Origin of the sequence: Novosphingobium sp. AAP1, from assembly GCF_001295765.1 — a bacterium.
Lineage (GTDB): Bacteria > Pseudomonadota > Alphaproteobacteria > Sphingomonadales > Sphingomonadaceae > Novosphingobium > Novosphingobium capsulatum.
Genome location: NZ_LJHO01000002.1, coordinates 448444 through 464644, shown reverse-complemented (window position 1 = coordinate 464644; position 16201 = coordinate 448444). Strand labels below are relative to the sequence as shown.

The 16201-nt window shown below is 65.0% G+C and carries 12 protein-coding genes and 1 other RNA gene; 7 read left to right on the top strand and 6 right to left on the bottom strand.

The window, feature by feature from the left end:
- Positions 1-172: 172 nt before the first annotated feature.
- Both rpoH and IP65_RS06035 read right to left on the bottom strand, forming a co-directional pair.
- Positions 173-1087: an RNA polymerase sigma factor RpoH gene (rpoH, locus tag IP65_RS06040; protein WP_022675464.1), complete on the bottom strand. Its 915-nt coding sequence runs from the start codon at positions 1085-1087 to the stop codon at positions 173-175.
- A gap of 115 nt (positions 1088-1202) precedes the next feature.
- Positions 1203-2147 (bottom strand): RluA family pseudouridine synthase, encoded by a 945-nt coding sequence (locus IP65_RS06035; RefSeq protein ID WP_022675465.1) that lies wholly within the window; start codon positions 2145-2147, stop codon positions 1203-1205.
- 93 nt (positions 2148-2240) lie between these two features.
- On the opposite strand from IP65_RS06035, the gene IP65_RS22190 reads away from it, so the two are divergent.
- From IP65_RS22190 to putA, 5 genes are all read left to right on the top strand, one after another.
- Positions 2241-3032, top strand: coding sequence for a Mov34/MPN/PAD-1 family protein (locus IP65_RS22190; RefSeq protein ID WP_369801234.1), 792 nt, complete (start codon positions 2241-2243; stop codon positions 3030-3032).
- Positions 3033-3109: 77 nt separating this feature from the next.
- Positions 3110-3751 carry a histidine phosphotransferase family protein gene (locus IP65_RS06025; protein ID WP_022675467.1) on the top strand — a complete coding sequence of 214 codons (642 nt, stop codon included), beginning with the start codon at positions 3110-3112 and terminating at the stop codon, positions 3749-3751.
- Between the two features lie 16 nt (positions 3752-3767).
- A complete protein-coding gene (locus tag IP65_RS06020; RefSeq protein WP_022675468.1) occupies positions 3768-4472 on the top strand; it encodes an N-acetylmuramoyl-L-alanine amidase in 705 nt (234 codons plus the stop codon).
- A gap of 10 nt (positions 4473-4482) precedes the next feature.
- Positions 4483-4902, top strand: an RNA gene (rnpB, locus tag IP65_RS07435) — RNase P RNA component class A.
- A gap of 186 nt (positions 4903-5088) precedes the next feature.
- Positions 5089-8733 (top strand): trifunctional transcriptional regulator/proline dehydrogenase/L-glutamate gamma-semialdehyde dehydrogenase, encoded by a 3645-nt coding sequence (gene putA, locus IP65_RS06015; protein WP_054131120.1) that lies wholly within the window; start codon positions 5089-5091, stop codon positions 8731-8733.
- Positions 8734-8752: 19 nt separating this feature from the next.
- On the opposite strand, the gene IP65_RS06010 is transcribed toward putA, so the two are convergent.
- Positions 8753-9220: a hypothetical protein gene (locus IP65_RS06010; RefSeq protein ID WP_054131119.1), complete on the bottom strand. Its 468-nt coding sequence runs from the start codon at positions 9218-9220 to the stop codon at positions 8753-8755.
- Positions 9221-9263: 43 nt separating this feature from the next.
- Complete coding sequence (locus IP65_RS06005) at positions 9264-10196, bottom strand: LysR family transcriptional regulator (RefSeq protein WP_022678295.1); 933 nt, start codon at positions 10194-10196, stop codon at positions 9264-9266.
- 109 nt (positions 10197-10305) lie between these two features.
- Here IP65_RS06005 and IP65_RS06000 point away from each other — a divergent pair, with 109 nt between their 5' ends.
- A complete protein-coding gene (locus IP65_RS06000) occupies positions 10306-12633 on the top strand; it encodes a TonB-dependent receptor (protein WP_022678294.1) in 2328 nt (775 codons plus the stop codon).
- Positions 12634-12716: 83 nt separating this feature from the next.
- Here IP65_RS06000 and IP65_RS05995 read toward each other — a convergent pair whose 3' ends face one another.
- Entirely contained in the window at positions 12717-13829 is a 1113-nt protein-coding gene (locus tag IP65_RS05995; RefSeq protein ID WP_054131118.1) for an S-(hydroxymethyl)glutathione dehydrogenase/class III alcohol dehydrogenase, read from the bottom strand.
- A gap of 100 nt (positions 13830-13929) precedes the next feature.
- Here IP65_RS05995 and IP65_RS05990 point away from each other — a divergent pair, with 100 nt between their 5' ends.
- Entirely contained in the window at positions 13930-14847 is a 918-nt protein-coding gene (locus IP65_RS05990; RefSeq protein WP_022678292.1) for a LysR family transcriptional regulator, read from the top strand.
- Here the strand turns inward: IP65_RS05990 and IP65_RS05985 are convergent.
- Complete coding sequence (locus tag IP65_RS05985) at positions 14813-16108, bottom strand: MFS transporter (protein ID WP_197279221.1); 1296 nt, start codon at positions 16106-16108, stop codon at positions 14813-14815. The two genes, IP65_RS05990 and IP65_RS05985, sit on opposite strands and share 35 nt — an antisense overlap.
- Positions 16109-16201 lie beyond the last annotated feature (93 nt).

The following is a 16201-nucleotide window of genomic DNA, read 5'->3' as shown; positions in this document are numbered from 1 at the left end:
CCTCGCGTAGGGCCCCGGATCAAGTCCGGGGCGACGGGAGACTTTAAACTGACGAACGATCCAACAATCGTCGCCCCGGACTTGATCCGCGGCCCCACGCAACCTCGAATGCCAACAAAAAAGCCCGGCCATCCCTTTGGACAACCGGGCTTTTCCATCATACTCAAATCAATCAGCTTGCCGGCAGCAAGTGCCGTTCGCCGGCGATGCGCTGCATCGCCTTTTGCAGCTTTTCAAAGGCGCGCACCTCGATCTGGCGCACGCGTTCGCGGCTGACGTTATAGACCTGGCTCAGTTCTTCCAGCGTCTTGGGGTCATCTACCAGGCGGCGATCGGTCAGGATGTGACGCTCGCGATCATTGAGGCTGCCCATCGCTTCGACCAGCATGTCGTGGCGATAGTGCGCTTCCTCGGCGTCGGCCACCGTCTCGTCCTGCAAGGGGCGATCGTCGGTCAACCAATCCTGCCAAGTGCCCTCGCCGTCTTCGCGCAGCGGCACGTTCAGGCTGGCATCGCCACCCATGATCATGCGCCGGTTCATGTTGATCACTTCCTGCTCGGGCACGCCCAAGTCGGTGGCGATCTTCTTGACGTCTTCGGGCGACAGGTCGGTGTCTTCGAACGCCTCGAGGTTCTTCTTCATGCGGCGCAGGTTGAAGAACAGCTTCTTCTGCGCAGCGGTGGTGCCCATCTTGACGAGGCTCCACGAGCGCAGAATGAACTCCTGCATCGAGGCCTTGATCCACCACATGGCATAGGTTGCCAGACGGAAGCCGCGATCGGGCTCGAACTTCTTGACGCCCTGCATCAGGCCGATGTTCCCTTCGGAAATCAGCTCGGACACGGGCAGGCCATATCCGCGATAGCCCATGGCGATCTTGGCCACGAGTCGCAGATGGCTGGTCACCAGCTGCGCTGCGGCTTCAGGATCGGCATGTTCCTGATAGCGCTTGGCGAGCATGTATTCCTGCTCAGCCGTAAGCACCGGAAATTTGCGAATCTCAGAGAGATAGCGGTTGAGGCTAGCTTCCCCGCCCAAGGCCGGAACGGTCGCGGGGGCTTTGGCCACTGCTGTCTTGTTGCTCACCTGAACACATCCTTTCGTCGCGTCAGTTCCCCGATGAAGAACCTCTAGCGAGCATTCCCCGGTGGGGCCACACATCCTTTTGGTACACAGTAATCGATTTATACCATGATCAAGCTCAAGAACCGCCCAGTTCGACAATCAGTTCCGTCATATCGACGGGCGTCGAGCTGGTGAAATGGAGCGCTTCACCGCTAATGGGGTGAATGAAACCCAATTCTGCCGCGTGCAGTGCCTGCCGGGCAAAGCCGATCCGGGCCAGAATGGGGCGAATTCGTGCGGGTGCGCGTCCATAGACAGGATCACCCAATAGCGAATGGCCGATTGATGCAAGGTGAACGCGGACCTGGTGGGTTCTCCCCGTTTCCAGGCGGCATTCGACCAAGGCCGCGCCATCAAGGGGCGACAGCGTCCGATAGTGCGTTACCGCATGCTTGCCGCGACCATCATCGACCAGGGCCATCTTCTTGCGATCATGCACCGAACGCGCAATCGCGCCACGGATCGTGCCAGCAGCGGGCATGGGCCGGCCGGCGGTAACCGCCTTGTAGGCGCGCACGATCGAGTGATCGGCAAACTGGCGGGCCAGCCCCTCGTGCGCGGCATCGCTCTTTGCCACGACGAGCAAGCCCGAGGTATCCTTGTCGATCCGGTGTACGATGCCTGGCCGTGCCACACCGCCGATACCCGAAAGCTGCCCGCGGCAATGATGCAGCAGCGCGTTGACCAGCGTGCCATCGGGATTGCCGGCGGCCGGGTGAACGACCAGCCCGGCCGGCTTGTCCACCACGATCAAGGCATCGTCTTCGTAGGTGACCGATAGCGGAATATCCTGCGCCACCGCCTCTGCCGGGACCGCGGCGGGAACGCGCACGACGAATGCAGCGCCAGCGGCAACCTTGAGCGAGGCCTGGCGAACGCCCTGCCCATCCAGCGTAATGCGCCCCTCGTCGAGCAGCGCCTTGACCCGCTCGCGCGACAGGCCGCTGGCGTCGGCCAGAGCCTTGTCAAGGCGGCCGGGCGCGGCGATCGTGCCGGTCAGAATGTCGTCTAATTCCCCCATTGGATTGAGGATATGGGTATTCTTTGGCATGGGAACAAGGGGGTAGGCGATAGGGATAGACCAAGTATGGTTGGCCCCTTATCTCACAGCGCTATGGCCTTTCATGCCTACCTGCTGCTCTGCGCCGACGGATCGTTTTATGCTGGGCATACAGACGATCTGGAGGCGCGCATGGCGCAGCACCAACACGGCATAAGCGGCTATACGGCAAAGCGCCGCCCAGTCCGACTGGTCTGGCAGCAGGACTTTGCCACACGGGACGAGGCGTTGTCGGCTGAGTTGCGAATCAAAAGATGGTCTCGCGCAAAGAAACAGGCCTTGATCGACGGTGACTGGGATCGGTTGAAGATTTTGGCGCGCAATCGGCAAGGCAGTGGGGTTCAGCCAGGGGGCTTCGACAGGCTCAGCCCGAACGGAGGGGGGGATAATGAAGTTGTTGTCACCCAAACGCCGTTCGCCCTGAGCTTGTCGAAGGGCGCCAGCGCAACGCTTGATATGACCCTATCCCCCGCCGCCCTTACCGCCATGCTCGACGCAGCGGCGCGGGCGCACCCGCTTGAGGCATGCGGGCTCTTGTTCGGCCATGGAAATCATATCGCCTTGGCGCAGGAATGCACCAATGTGGCACCAGATCCGTCGCATCATTTCGAGATCGATCCGGCCGGATTGATCGCCGCGCACCGCGCCGCGCGTGCCGGTGGGCCGGCATTGATCGGCTATTTTCATTCGCATCCCAATGGTTTGGCGCGTCCTTCTGCCACTGATTCTGCCCAGGCGGCGGGCGATGGCAGGATATGGGCAATCGTGGCGCAGGGACAGGTGAGCCTGTGGCGCGATGCGCCATCTGTATTTCAGGCGCTTTCCTATCACGTCGCAGACGGTTAAGGCGCATTGCTGGGGAGAGGATGCAGCAGCAGCCGATCCCGACGCATTGCATACCCCGGAAGGCTTCCCAATCTGCCATGACCATTGCCACGCTTGATCTCGCCAGCCTGCTCTGCTCGCGGCTTTGCCACGACCTGTTGAGCCCGGTGGGCGCGCTTACCAACGGGCTGGAACTGCTGGCCGAGGAACGCGACCCGGAAATGCGGCAGAAGTGCATGGAATTGCTGGAACAGAGCGCGACCAGTTCGGCCAACAAGCTGCGTTTCTTCCGCCTGGCGTTCGGTGCAGCCGGTGGCTTTGGCGATATGGTGCCCGTGGCCGAACCGCGCACGCTGGTCGATGCGCTGGTTGCAGCCAATCCTCGCATTTCAGTGGCCTGGGCCCTGGCGGACGACATGCTGCCCAAGGCGGCCGTGAAAACGCTGCTGAACCTGTCCCTGATCGGGATCGAAGCGCTGGTGCGTGGCGGCAGCCTGGACATCGCCGGCGAAGTGCGAAACGGCGCGACCGAGCTGGTAATCCGCGCCAGCGGGCCGCGCATTGCGTTCGATCCGCTGGTGGCCCAGGCCCTGGCCGGCACGCTGCCGCCGGCTGAACTGTCCAGCCGCACCGCGCCGGCTGCCATGCTCTATCAGCTGGCGCAGAGCCTGGGCGGTGGTTTCCAGACCCATGTTGCCGCCGACGCCCTGGTGCTGGGCGCCATGCTGCCGGTTCGTTGACAGACCGCCGCGCCGCATGAACCGCTGGCTGGTCCATCGCGAGGAGCCGTCGCCCAATTTCAACGAGCGACGGCTGCCGGTAACGATGATCGTGCTGCATTATACCGGCATGCAGAGCGCGGCCGAGGCGCTGGAGCGCCTGAAAGACCCGGCTGCCGAGGTTTCGGCGCACTACCTGATCGATGAAGACGGCACGGTGATCCGCCTGGTCGACGAAGCCAAACGTGCCTGGCACGCCGGGCGCAGTTTCTGGCGCGGCATCACCGATGTCAATTCCGCCAGCGTGGGGATCGAACTGGTCAACCCCGGGCACGAGTTTGGCTATCGCCCCTTCCCCGATGCCCAGATGGAAGCGCTGGTGCCGCTGCTGGGCGATATCGTGCGCAGGCATGACATTCCCCGCGCCAACGTGGTGGGCCATTCCGACGTGGCGCCGGCCCGCAAGACCGATCCGGGCGAACTGTTCGATTGGGACATGCTGGCCCGCTATAACCTGACCCTGCCCCGCCCCCGCCCCAAGATGCGTCTGCTCTATGATAACGAAGGCGCGTTTTTCCTGGCGCTCGAACGCTTTGGCTATGATGTCAGCGACAAGGAAGCAGCCGTTGCCGCATTCCAGCGGCGCTGGCGTCCGCACAAGATCGACGGCGAGGTGGACGGACAAATCGGCGCATTGCTGTTCGAACTGCTGTTGGCGCGCGACCTGGGCCATGCTAGGTGACGCCCTCGCGCCGGGGAGCCGGGCAGCCGCGTCATCACTTCGTCTGATGCCGAGGAAAGTCCGGGCTCCACGAAACAAGGGTGGCGGGTAACGCCCGCCGGCCCGGTGCAAACCGGGCAAGGGAAAGTGCCACAGAGAGCAAACCGCCGACAGGGCTTTTCAAGCCTTGGGCAAGGGTGAAAGGGTGCGGTAAGAGCGCACCGCGCGACCGGCAACGGAAGCGGCAAGGCAAACCCCACCCGGAGCAAGACCGAATAGGGGCAACGCGCATCCCTCGTGGATGCAGGCGTGTTTCGCGCCAGTTGCCCGGGTTGGTTGCTAGAGCGGCTTGGCAACAGGTCGCCAAGAGGAATGGCTGCCCGTGCCGATACGGTCCACACGTGGGATACCGTCGGTGCGACAGAACCCGGCTTATAGGCTCCCCGGCGCGTATTCAGTCAGACCAGGCAAATGTTAGCTCCACTAGGCCGGTGCGGCGTCTGTCAGTCATGACAGCCTCAGCCATCTGCCGAGGCGTTGAAATCGGCCTGTTTGCAGTATCGTATTCAGGCCATTTGGACTGGGCCTCTGCCAAAATAGGGCCAATGGCCTGTGCAGGCCGTGATACCATGGCCCTATGGATCAGCCTGCGCCCCGCCCGTTCGCCCGCTTCTTCACCCCGCTCGCCGGGGAAACCCCGCTGCGCCAGGCGATCACCGCCGCCACGCGCCGCAACGAGCGAGCCTGCATTGCAGCGCTTGTGCCGCAAGCGACCGTGCCCGAAGACCTGCGCGCGCCGATCGCGGCCACGGCCAGCACCCTGATCAGCCAGTTGCGCGCCGATGCCCGCCCCGGCGCGGTGCAATCACTGGTGCAGGAATATGCGCTGAGCAGCCCGGAGGGGGTCGCGCTGATGTGCCTGGCCGAAGCGCTGCTGCGTATCCCCGACGTGGCCACGCGCGACGCGCTGATCCGTGACAAGATCGCGCCTGGTGATTGGCGCGGCCACGTGGGCAAGGATCGCCCGCTGTTCGTCAATGCCGCCTCGTGGGGGCTGCTCGTGACCGGTCGCCTGGTCCAGGCCGAGGACGAGGCCGGTCTCGGCGCCAGCCTGACGCGCCTGATCGCGCGGATGGGCGAGCCGGTGATCCGCCGCGCGGTGGACGCGGCGATGCGCATGATGGGCGAACAGTTCGTCACCGGCGAAACCATCGAGGAAGCATTGCGCCGTGCTGCCCCGCGCGAGGCCAAGGGCTTTGCTTTTTCCTACGACATGTTGGGCGAAGCGGCGATGACCGCCGCCGATGCCGATCGCTATAACGCGTCGTACGAGCAGGCGATCACCGCGATCGGCAAGGCCAGTGCCGGGCGCGGCATCCATGGGGGCCCGGGCATCTCGATCAAGCTGTCGGCGCTGCATCCGCGCTATGCCCGGGCCAAGGCCGAGCGGGTCAAGGCCGAACTGCTGCCGCGCGTCAAGGCGCTGTGCGTAATGGCCAAGGGCCATGACATCGGCCTCAACATCGATGCCGAGGAAGCCGACCGGCTGGAGCTGTCGCTTGACCTGCTGGAAAGCCTGGCGACCGATCCCGACCTCGCCGGATGGAATGGCCTGGGCTTCGTGGTGCAGGCCTATCAGAAGCGCTGCCCGTTCGTGATCGATTGGATCGTCGACCTGGCGCGGCGCGCGGGCCGGCGTATCATGGTGCGGCTGGTCAAGGGCGCCTATTGGGATGCCGAGATCAAGCGCGCGCAGGTCGATGGCCTCGCTGATTTCCCGGTCTATACGCAAAAGGTCCATACCGACCTTGCCTATGTCGCCTGTGCGCGCAAGTTGCTGGCCGCGCGGGACGTGGTGTTCCCCCAGTTTGCCACCCACAACGCGCAATCGGTGGCGACCGTGCTGCACCTGGCTGGGCCCGATTTCACGATGGGCGACTATGAGTTCCAGTGCCTGCACGGCATGGGCGAAGGGCTGTATGACCAGGTCGTCGGCGCCGACAAGCTCAACCGCCCATGCCGCGTCTATGCCCCGGTGGGCACGCATGAGACGCTGCTGGCCTATCTGGTGCGGCGCCTGCTGGAAAACGGGGCCAATTCCTCTTTCGTCAACCGCATCAACGATCCGGCTGTCTCGATTGACGAACTCGTGGCCGATCCGGTGGCGGTGGTGACGGCACAGGTAGATCCCGGCGCGCCCCACCCGGCGGTGGCCCTGCCCGCCGCGCTCTTTGCCGATCGCCGCAATTCGAGCGGGCTCGACCTGGCCGATGAAGCGATCCTGGCCGATCTTGCGCCGCGCCTGATGGCCAGCACGGAACGCGCATGGCAGGCAGGGACGGCCGGCGAACCTGGCACGGGCGAGGCGGTGCGCAATCCGGCCGATCATCGCGATATCGTGGGTGAAGTCTGGCCGCTGGACGCCGCAGGTGCGCAAGCCGCCGTGGCCCGCGCCCAAGCCGCGGCGTCGATGTGGGCGGCGACCCCGGTGGCCGCACGCGCGGCGATGCTGGAACGCGCGGCTTGCCTGCTGGAAGACGAAGGCCGCGCCTTGATGGGCCTGATCATGCGCGAGGCCGGCAAGACTGCCCCCAATGCTGTGGGCGAAGTGCGCGAGGCGGTGGATTTCCTGCGCTATTACGCGGTGCAGGCGCGCAGCACCCTGGCCCATACCAGCCCGCTGGGGCCGGTGGTGTGCATTTCGCCGTGGAACTTCCCGTTGGCGATCTTTGCCGGGCAGATTGCCGCCGCGCTGGTGGCGGGCAACCCTGTGCTGGCCAAGCCGGCCGAGGAAACGCCGCTGATCGCGGCACAAATGGTGCGCCTGTTCCATGCCGCCGGCATTCCCGCCGATGTGCTGCATCTGGTGCCCGGCGATGGCGCGATTGGCGCTGCGCTGGTGGAGGCGCCAGGCGTTGCGGGGGTAATGTTTACCGGATCGACCGAAGTGGCGCGGATTATCCAGCGCACCCTGGCCACGCGCAGCGATGCGAGCGGCCGACCGATCCCGCTGATCGCCGAAACCGGCGGGCAGAACGCGATGATCGTCGATTCCTCGGCCCTCGCCGAACAGGTCGTGGCCGATGTCATCGCCTCGGCGTTTGACAGTGCGGGCCAGCGCTGTTCCGCGTTGCGCGTGCTGTGCCTGCAGGAAGACGTGGCCGATCGCACGCTGGCGATGCTGCGCGGCGCGATGGCAGAGCTGACTGTCGGCAATCCCGATGCGCTGGAAACCGATGTGGGGCCGGTGATCACCGCGCAGGCGCGCGACGGGATCGAGGGACACGTGGCAGCCATGGCCGAGCGCGGCGCGCGGGTGCACCGCCTGCCCCTGCCCGATCAGTGCGCCAACGGCACGTTCGTGGCGCCGACGCTGATCGAGATTCCTGGCCTTGCTGCCCTTGGCCGCGAAGTGTTTGGCCCCGTGCTGCATGTCGTCCGGTTTGCCGCGCGCGACATGGATCGTCTGATCACGCAGATCAACGCCACCGGTTATGGCCTCACCTTTGGCCTGCACACCCGGCTGGATGATACCGTGGCGCGGGTGACGCGGGCGGTGGAAGCGGGCAATCTCTATGTCAACCGCAACACCATCGGCGCGGTGGTGGGCGTGCAGCCGTTCGGCGGCCGGGGCCTTTCGGGCACGGGGCCTAAGGCGGGTGGCCCGCTCTATCTGGCGCGACTGGTGCGCGGCGCCACGGGCAACCCGCCCGTTCTGGCTGGCGCGCTGGGGCAACCGGGCCCTGCGGCGGCCATGCTGGCCGATTGGCTGGACCAGCATGGCGAGGCCGCAACCGCCCGCGCCGTGCGCCACGATGCCGCGCGCAGCAAGCTGGGCGTCGACGTGGAACTCACCGGCCCGGTGGGGGAAAGCAACCGCTATCGCCTGGCGCCGCGCGGCCGCATTGCGCTCTATGCCACGACCACCGCTGGGCTGTGGCGACAACTCGGCGCGGCGCTGGCCACGGGCAACCACGCCGTGATTATGCCCGGCGCGCCGCTTGCTGCCCTGCCCGCCGATTTTCCGGCGGCGCTGGCCGCGCAGATCGGCTTTGCCGGCAGCGAACCGGTCGATGATCTGGCAGCCGCGCTGGTCGAACATGTCGGTGCGCCGGCACGCGCAGCGGCAGAGGCGCTGGCCGCGCGCGAAGGCATGATCGTGGCCCTGCACGCCGCCGATGCGGCAGGCGCCTACCCGCTCGATCTTTTGGTCGAAGAAGTGAGCCTGTCGATCAACACCACCGCCGCCGGCGGCAATGCCAGCCTGATGGCCATGGTCTGAACCCGAGCGCCCTTGCGCGTCAGCCCAGGGCCTCGGCCAGGGTGGCGCGCAGGGCGATGGGGGTGATCACCAGGGCCAGCACGGCGCCAAAGCCAAGCTTTGCGGCGAGGGCCACGGACCACGGCAATTGCGCAAGGCCCAGCGCAAGGCACACGGCGGCGGCCCCAGCCAATGCCAGCATGGCCGAAGGCACCGCGAGGATCAGCCCGCGCAACAGCAGGTTGCCCGGCAGGCGCAGCGCGCTGGGGCGCGAGGCCACGCGGCCGGCGCGCAGGGCCTTGCGCGACAGGGCACCGGGCACCAGCGTGCTCATGAACGCCACGGCAAAGGCCTGCGGCCCGAAATCGAAGACGTAGTGGCCCATGCCCCAGATCGGCACCGGCCCGTGCAGTCCGAATACGGCAAGGAAAAATACACCGCTCAGCACGGTATTGATCACCATGCTGATCGCCGTTTCGCGGCGGATATGCAGGTCTGCATTGGTCATCTGCGCTTCTCTCCCCCAGGCACGCATTCCTATGCGGCCCGTGTTACAGCAACGCGGTGGCCGGTCCATCCCCTTCGCAGCGAACCACATCATGAAATGCATCGATCAGCCAGCGCAGGCCGGCGTCTTCGGCGCGGGCCCGGTGGAACTGTGCCATTTCCAGCATGGGCGGCATGGCAAAGGGCAGTGGTGAAACGGCCACGGGCCAATGCCGGGCCGCCTTGGCCGCCAGGCGCGCATGCATCACCGCCAGGCGCGTGGTGCCCACCAGCAGTTCGGGAATGATGGTAAAGCCGGAAACCCGCACTTCCACCCGCCGCGTGATGCCCTGGGCGCGCATATAGCTTTCGGCAAAGGACACGCGGTTGAACCGCCCGATCTCCACCGCCACATGCCCGGCGGCCACGAACGCTTCCACATCGATCGGCTTGGCCATGACCGGATTGTCACGCCAGCCGACCACCACGTGGTGTTCTTCAAACAGCAGTTCGGCGGGATGTTCGTCGCTGACATAGCTTTCCGGTGTCAGCAGCAGGTCGATCTCGCCCCGATCGAGCCGCTGCGTGGCATCGTCGCTCAGCGGGATCACGTCGATCCCCACGCCCGGCGCCACCCGCGCCAGATGCGGCAGCAGCGGCGCCAGCAAAACGCTGGCTAGATAGTCTGACAGGCAGATGCGGAAATCGCGCGTGCTGGTGGCCGGATCGAAATGTGGCGAACTGCCGACCAGGCCATCGACATCGTTGAGGATGGCGCGGATGGCCGGCTGCAGGCGCAGGGCAAATGGCGTGGGCATCATGCGCTTGCCGTTCTGCACCAGCAGCGGATCGGCGAAGAACGTGCGCAGCCGGGACAGCGCCGCGCTGATCGCCGGCTGGCTGAGGCTGAGATGCTCGGCGGCGCGCGTGACGTTGCGCAGATCGAGCAGCGCATCGAGACAAACCAGCAGATTGAGATCGAGTCCCTTGAAGCGCATTGCACACCATAATTCTGACAAATCGAAACCGATAAAAACAAATCATTTCCATTATGACAAGGCGGTGGCGATGCTTGCGCCCATAAAAAGCACAAGAGGGAGAGGCATCTTGCACTTCGACATTCGCCCCGCGGTATCGATCGTGGCCCTGGCCGCAGCGCTTGCCATGCCGGCCGCTGCCCATGCCGCATCGGCCCAATCGCCAGATGGACCAGCCCAGCAGGCACCTGCTGCCGCCGCGCCGGAACAACCGCAGGCTGGCCTTGCCGAAATCGTGGTGACCGCCCAGCGCCGCACCGAAAACCTTCAGCGCGCGGCCATTCCGGTCAGCGCCGTGGCCGGTGACGTACTGACCACGCAGAGCGTGACGCGGGCCGATGACCTGACCCGCCTGGTCCCGGCACTGCAGGTAGCGCCGGCGGCCTCGTTCACCCAGATCTATCTGCGCGGGATCGGCACGTTCGGGGCGAATGCCTTTGCCGAACAGGGCGTGGCGTTCAACCTCGACGGCGTCTACCTGTCGCGCCCCGCTGCCCCGGCGGCGCTGTTCTATGATCTTGAGCGGATGGAAGTGCTCAAGGGGCCACAGGGCACGCTCTATGGCCGCAATGCCACGGGCGGCGCGGTCAACCTGATCACGGTAAAGCCCAAGCTGGGCGAGGCATCCGGCTTCGTCACCGGGGAATACGGCAATTACAACGCGATCAAGGCATCGGGCGCGATCAACCTGCCGCTCGGCAGCCAGGCAGCCCTGCGCATTTCGGCCCAGCATGCCCAGCATGACGGCTATTACAGCGACGGCTATGACGACGAGGACACGACCGCCGTGCGCGGGCAACTGCGCTTTGACACCGGCGACGGCTTCAACGCCAACCTGATGGTCGATTATGGCGATGTTGGCGGCAAGGGCCTGGGCGGCACGATCATGCCGCTGCTGGCGGGCAAAGACCGCCTTGGCCCCAGCGATCCGCGTGTCCTCGCTGAATACCTGTCACGCGCGCCCACCGCGCCCGTGCCGCAGATCATCGCGCGCGGCGATGGCTATCAGAACAACAAGTATTACGGCGCGCTGGTCACGGTGAATGCCGATCTGGGCTTTGCCAAGCTCACGGTCATTCCGGCGTGGCGGCGCACTGACCTCGACTTTGTCAACTACTCGTCCAGCTTCCTGATCGACGTGACGGAAAAGTCTGACCAGATGTCGCTCGAAGCGCGTCTGGGCAACCAGAATGCGCAGCTCAAGTGGGTGCTGGGCAGCTATTATTTCACCGAAAGCGTCAAGGCGAAGCAGTTCTTCGACCAGGGCAACAACGGCACGCGGATCAATTCCAACCTGGGTACGGACAGCTATGCCGTGTTTGGCGAGGCGACTTATTCACTGACCCCGCGTTGGCGGCTGACCGGCGGCCTGCGCTATACCCACGATACCAAGACGCAGCAGACCGAAGCGCACACCTATCCCTTCGTCGGGTTCGTGCCCCCGGCCTATCCCAACTTCACGCCGATCGTCCTCGACCTGGCGACCAACGCCACCACCGATGTGAATTTCAGCAAGGTGACGTGGAAGGCCGGCATGGAGTTCGACGCCGGGCCGCATTCGCTGCTCTATGCAACCGTGTCCACCGGCTTCAAATCGGGCATCCTGTTTTCCGCGCTGGGGCAGAACTATTCGCGCCCTGAACGGCTGACGGCCTATACCATCGGCACCAAGAACCGCTTCTTTGCCAATACGCTGCAGGTCAACGTCGAAGGCTTCTACTGGGACTATCGCGACCAGCAGATTTCTCATCTTGCGCCCGTGCAGGTGGCGGCAACGCCGGCCGGCGCGATCTATGGCCCGGTCTTTGCCACGGAAAATGCGGGCGCGGCCAAGCTCTATGGCGCAGAAGCCGAAGTGCTGTGGCAACCCACGCGCAACGACCTGTTCTCGCTGAACGTGCAATACCTGCACGCCACGTACGACAGCCTGCAGTACAAGGCCTACTCCACCACTGGGCCCGCGCCCGTGGTGGGCTGCGCAATCACGCCCACGACACTGATGGGCGCGAGTGCGGCGGCGCGCATCTACAACGTCGATTGCTCGGGCAAGTCGCTGGTCAATGCGCCGCGCTGGGTGGTCAATGCAGGGTATGACCATACATTCGACATCGGCAGCGCCGGCCGGATCATCGCGGCGGTTGACACCCGCGTGGAAAGCTCGCGCTATCTTTCGATCGACTATCTCGATCTGGGCCGCCAGGGCGCCTACATGATGTCGAACGCGCGGCTGACCTGGGAAAATGCGCCCGGTTCGCTGGCGATCACCGGCTTTGTCAACAACCTGGAAAACGCGCTGGTCTTTGCCAATTCCACGCAAAGCCCCGGCAAGCCCGGCGTGATCTACAACCAGATGCGCCCGCCGCGCACCTATGGCGTGCGCGGAACGCTCAAGTTCTAGGCTGCCGTCCACCGCGCTGCTATGAAAAAGGGGCCGTGCCCATATGGGCCGGCCCCTTTTTTATTGCGGCATCAAGCCCGTGATCAGAACACGATGACGCTGCGGATCGACTTGCCGGCGTGCATCAGGTCGAACGCGGTGTTGATCTCTTCCAGGCCCATGACGTGGGTGATCATCGGATCGATCTCGATCTTGCCCTGCATGTACCAGTCAACGATCTTGGGCACGTCGGTGCGGCCCTTGGCGCCGCCGAACGCCGTGCCGCGCCAGTTGCGGCCGGTGACCAGCTGGAACGGACGGGTGGCGATTTCCTTGCCGGCTTCGGCCACGCCGATGATGATGCTGGTGCCCCAGCCACGGTGGCAGGCTTCCAGCGCGGTGCGCATCACTTCGGTGTTGCCGGTGGCGTCAAACGTGTAATCCGCGCCGCCATCGGTCATTTCCACGACCTTGGCCACGGTTTCCTCGCGGCTCAGGCCCTTGGAATTGAGGAAGTCGGTCATGCCGAAGCGGCGGCCCCATTCCTCACGCTCGGGATTGAGGTCGACGCCGATGATCTTGCCCGCGCCAGCCAGGCGCGCGCCCTGGATCACGTTGAGACCGATGCCGCCCAAGCCGAACACCACGACATTGTCACCCACCTGGACCTTGGCAGTGTTGACCACCGCGCCCACACCCGTGGTCACGCCGCAGCCGATGTAGCAGCTGGTCTGGAACGGGGCGTCTTCGCGGATCTTGGCCACCGCGATTTCGGGCAGCACGGTGAAGTTGGAGAACGTGGAGCAGCCCATGTAGTGATAGATCGGCTGGCCCTTGTAGGAAAAGCGCGTGGTGCCATCGGGCATCAGGCCCTTGCCCTGCGTGGCGCGGATCGCGGTGCACAGGTTGGTCTTGCCCGAAAGGCAGCTTTTGCACTGGCGGCATTCCGGCGTGTAGAGCGGGATCACGTGATCGCCGGGCTTCACGCTGGTGACGCCGGGGCCAACCTCGCGCACGATGCCGGCGCCTTCATGGCCCAGCACCGACGGGAAGATGCCTTCGCTGTCCAACCCGTCGAGCGTGTAGGCGTCGGTGTGGCACACGCCAGTGGCCATGATTTCCACCAGCACCTCGCCCGCCTTGGGGCCTTCGAGATCGAGTTCAACGATCTCAAGCGGTTTCTTGGCCTCAAAGGCCACGGCGGCACGGGTCTTCATGAAGGTATCCTCCTTATCGATCGCAGTGGCCTACATCATTGCATGGCAGGCACAAAGAGCGCATTTGCGCAAAAGTTCGTTGCTTACTTGGGATAATGCCATGTCGGACTGGGATGGGCTGGAAGAACTTGTCGCGATTGCCGAAAACGGCACTTTCGCGGCCGCCGCGCGCAAGCTGCGGCGTTCCACCTCGCACGTTAGCCGGGCGATTGCCCAGTTGGAACACCGCACTGGAACCACCCTGCTGCACCGCACGACGCGCCAGGTCTCGCTGACGGCGGCCGGGCGCGAACTGACCGAGCGCGCGCGGCGCATCATCGACGAGCGCGATGCAGCGCTGGCCGTGGCCAGCGGCGATACCGGTCTGCGCGGATCGTTGCGCATCACCTGCCCCACGGCACTGGGGGAATACTTCATCGCCCCGCTGGCGCTGCGCCACGCCATGGCCAACCCCTCGCTCGACGTGACGCTCGATTTCAGCAACCGCGTGGTCGATATCGTCGCCGAAGGGTTTGATGTGGCGATCCGCACCGGGCCGCAGGGCGATCTGCGCTTGGCGGCCCATCACCTGGGTGGGCGCAACCTGGTGACCTGCGCCGCGCCTGCCTATCTCGCGCAGCGCGGCCGCCCGGCCGAGATCGAAGAACTGGATCACCACGACTGCCTGGTCGGATCGGCCGATGTCTGGCATTTCCGCCGTCATCGCGCGGAAACGACCTATCAGCCGCAGGGCCGCTGGCGCTGCAACAATGGCCCGGCGGTGACGGCGGCGGCGGTGGCCGGGCTGGGCATCTGCCAGGTGCCGGATTTCTATGCGGCGGCTGCCTTGACCCAAGGGCGGCTGGAGCCCGTGCTGGAGGCGTTCCGCGCCACCGAGGAAGCCGTCTGGGCCATGCACCCACGCCGCCGCCTGGTGCCCCGCAAGGTCACCGATTTCATTGCGCTTCTGGCGGCCGAACTGCCTGCCGCGATGGCGCGTGGCCTTACGCCAGCGGATCATCCCGGCGCGTGTCCTTGAGCATCAGGCTCGCGACCAGGGAAACCGCGGCCAGCACGGTAACATACCAATAGAACCCGCTTTCATGGCCGATCTGCTTGAAGCCAAGCGCCACGTTTTCCGCAGTGCCACCAAACAGTGCGTTGCCCACGCCATAGGCGAGGCCCACGCCCAGCGCGCGAACGTGGACGGGAAACAGCTCTGCCTTGAACAGCCCGCTGACCGAAGTGTAGAAACTGTTGATCACGAGGCCGACCATCACCAGCAACCCGGCCACCCACACGCTGCGGCTTGCCGCCAGCGCGGTGAAGATCGGTACGGTCAGCAGCATGGCGAGCGCAGCAAACAGCACGATGTTGGAGCGGCGGCCGATCCGGTCTGACAGCGCGCCCATTACCGGCTGGATCAGCATGAACGCCACCAGCACTACCGTCATCAGCAAGGTTGCGTCGGGCTTGGTCATGCCCACGGTCAGGACGAGGTATTTCTGCATATAGGTGGTGAAGGTATAAAACGACAGGCTGCCCCCGGCCGTGAGCGCCATGACCAGCAGGAACGGGCGAGTGTGATGGGCGAAGAGTTCGCGCAGGGTGCCGGCACCGGCCCGCCCTTGCGCGGCCTGCCCGGTTTCGTGCATGTGCCGCGACAGCCACAGGATCAGCGCCGCACCGCCCGCGCCGATGACAAAGCCGATGCGCCAGCCATAGGCTTTCATCGCGCCCTCGCCCAACAGATGTTGCAAGGCCAGGATCACCAGCGTGGCCAGCAGTTGCCCGCCAATCAGCGTGACATACTGGAACGAGGCCCAGAACCCGCGCCGCCCGCGCCCGGCGATCTCGCTAAGGTAAGTGGCTGCGGTGCCATATTGCCCACCGGTGGAAAAGCCCTGGAGCATCCGTCCCAGGAGCAGCAGCGCGGGCGCGGCAATCCCCACCTGGCGATAGGTCGGCAGCGCCGCGATCAGCAGGGCACCCAGCCCCATCATCAGCACCGAGACGACCATGGCCCGTTGCCGCCCGTGGCGATCGGCAAAGCGGCCGAAATACCAACCGCCGATCGGGCGCAGCAGAAAGCCCACGGCAAAGATGCCACTGGTCGCCATGACCTGAACCAGGGCGTTGCTTTCCGGGAAAAATTCCGCCGAAAAATAGAGCGCGGTAAAGGCGTAGATATAGAAATCGTACCATTCGATCAGGTTGCCGGCCGACCCGGCCAGGATCGCGCGCAGGCGCTGCGCATCGGTGATGGCGGCAGCATTGCCCCGGTCTGCATGGCTGGCCATGGCCCACATTCTCCCGTGATACGATCAGGTTGCCTTCCCGCTTTAGCTGCCTGGCCTGTCTCCGCAACCACAATGCCCTTGCGATCTCAGATG

What these genes read in the sequence shown, in the direction of transcription:
- IP65_RS05985 (WP_197279221.1), bottom strand. Translation starts at nt 16,108, where the DNA reads ATGGCCAGCCATGCAGACCGGGGCAATGCTGCCGCCATCACCGATGCG.
- IP65_RS05990 (WP_022678292.1), top strand. Translation starts at nt 13,930, where the DNA reads ATGTCGGACTGGGATGGGCTGGAAGAACTTGTCGCGATTGCCGAAAAC.
- IP65_RS06025 (WP_022675467.1), top strand. Translation starts at nt 3,110, where the DNA reads ATGACCATTGCCACGCTTGATCTCGCCAGCCTGCTCTGCTCGCGGCTT.
- IP65_RS22190 (WP_369801234.1), top strand. Translation starts at nt 2,241, where the DNA reads ATGGCCTTTCATGCCTACCTGCTGCTCTGCGCCGACGGATCGTTTTAT.
- IP65_RS06005 (WP_022678295.1), bottom strand. Translation starts at nt 10,196, where the DNA reads ATGCGCTTCAAGGGACTCGATCTCAATCTGCTGGTTTGTCTCGATGCG.
- IP65_RS06035 (WP_022675465.1), bottom strand. Translation starts at nt 2,147, where the DNA reads ATGGGGGAATTAGACGACATTCTGACCGGCACGATCGCCGCGCCCGGC.
- IP65_RS06020 (WP_022675468.1), top strand. Translation starts at nt 3,768, where the DNA reads ATGAACCGCTGGCTGGTCCATCGCGAGGAGCCGTCGCCCAATTTCAAC.
- IP65_RS06010 (WP_054131119.1), bottom strand. Translation starts at nt 9,220, where the DNA reads ATGACCAATGCAGACCTGCATATCCGCCGCGAAACGGCGATCAGCATG.
- IP65_RS05995 (WP_054131118.1), bottom strand. Translation starts at nt 13,829, where the DNA reads ATGAAGACCCGTGCCGCCGTGGCCTTTGAGGCCAAGAAACCGCTTGAG.
- putA (WP_054131120.1), top strand. Translation starts at nt 5,089, where the DNA reads ATGGATCAGCCTGCGCCCCGCCCGTTCGCCCGCTTCTTCACCCCGCTC.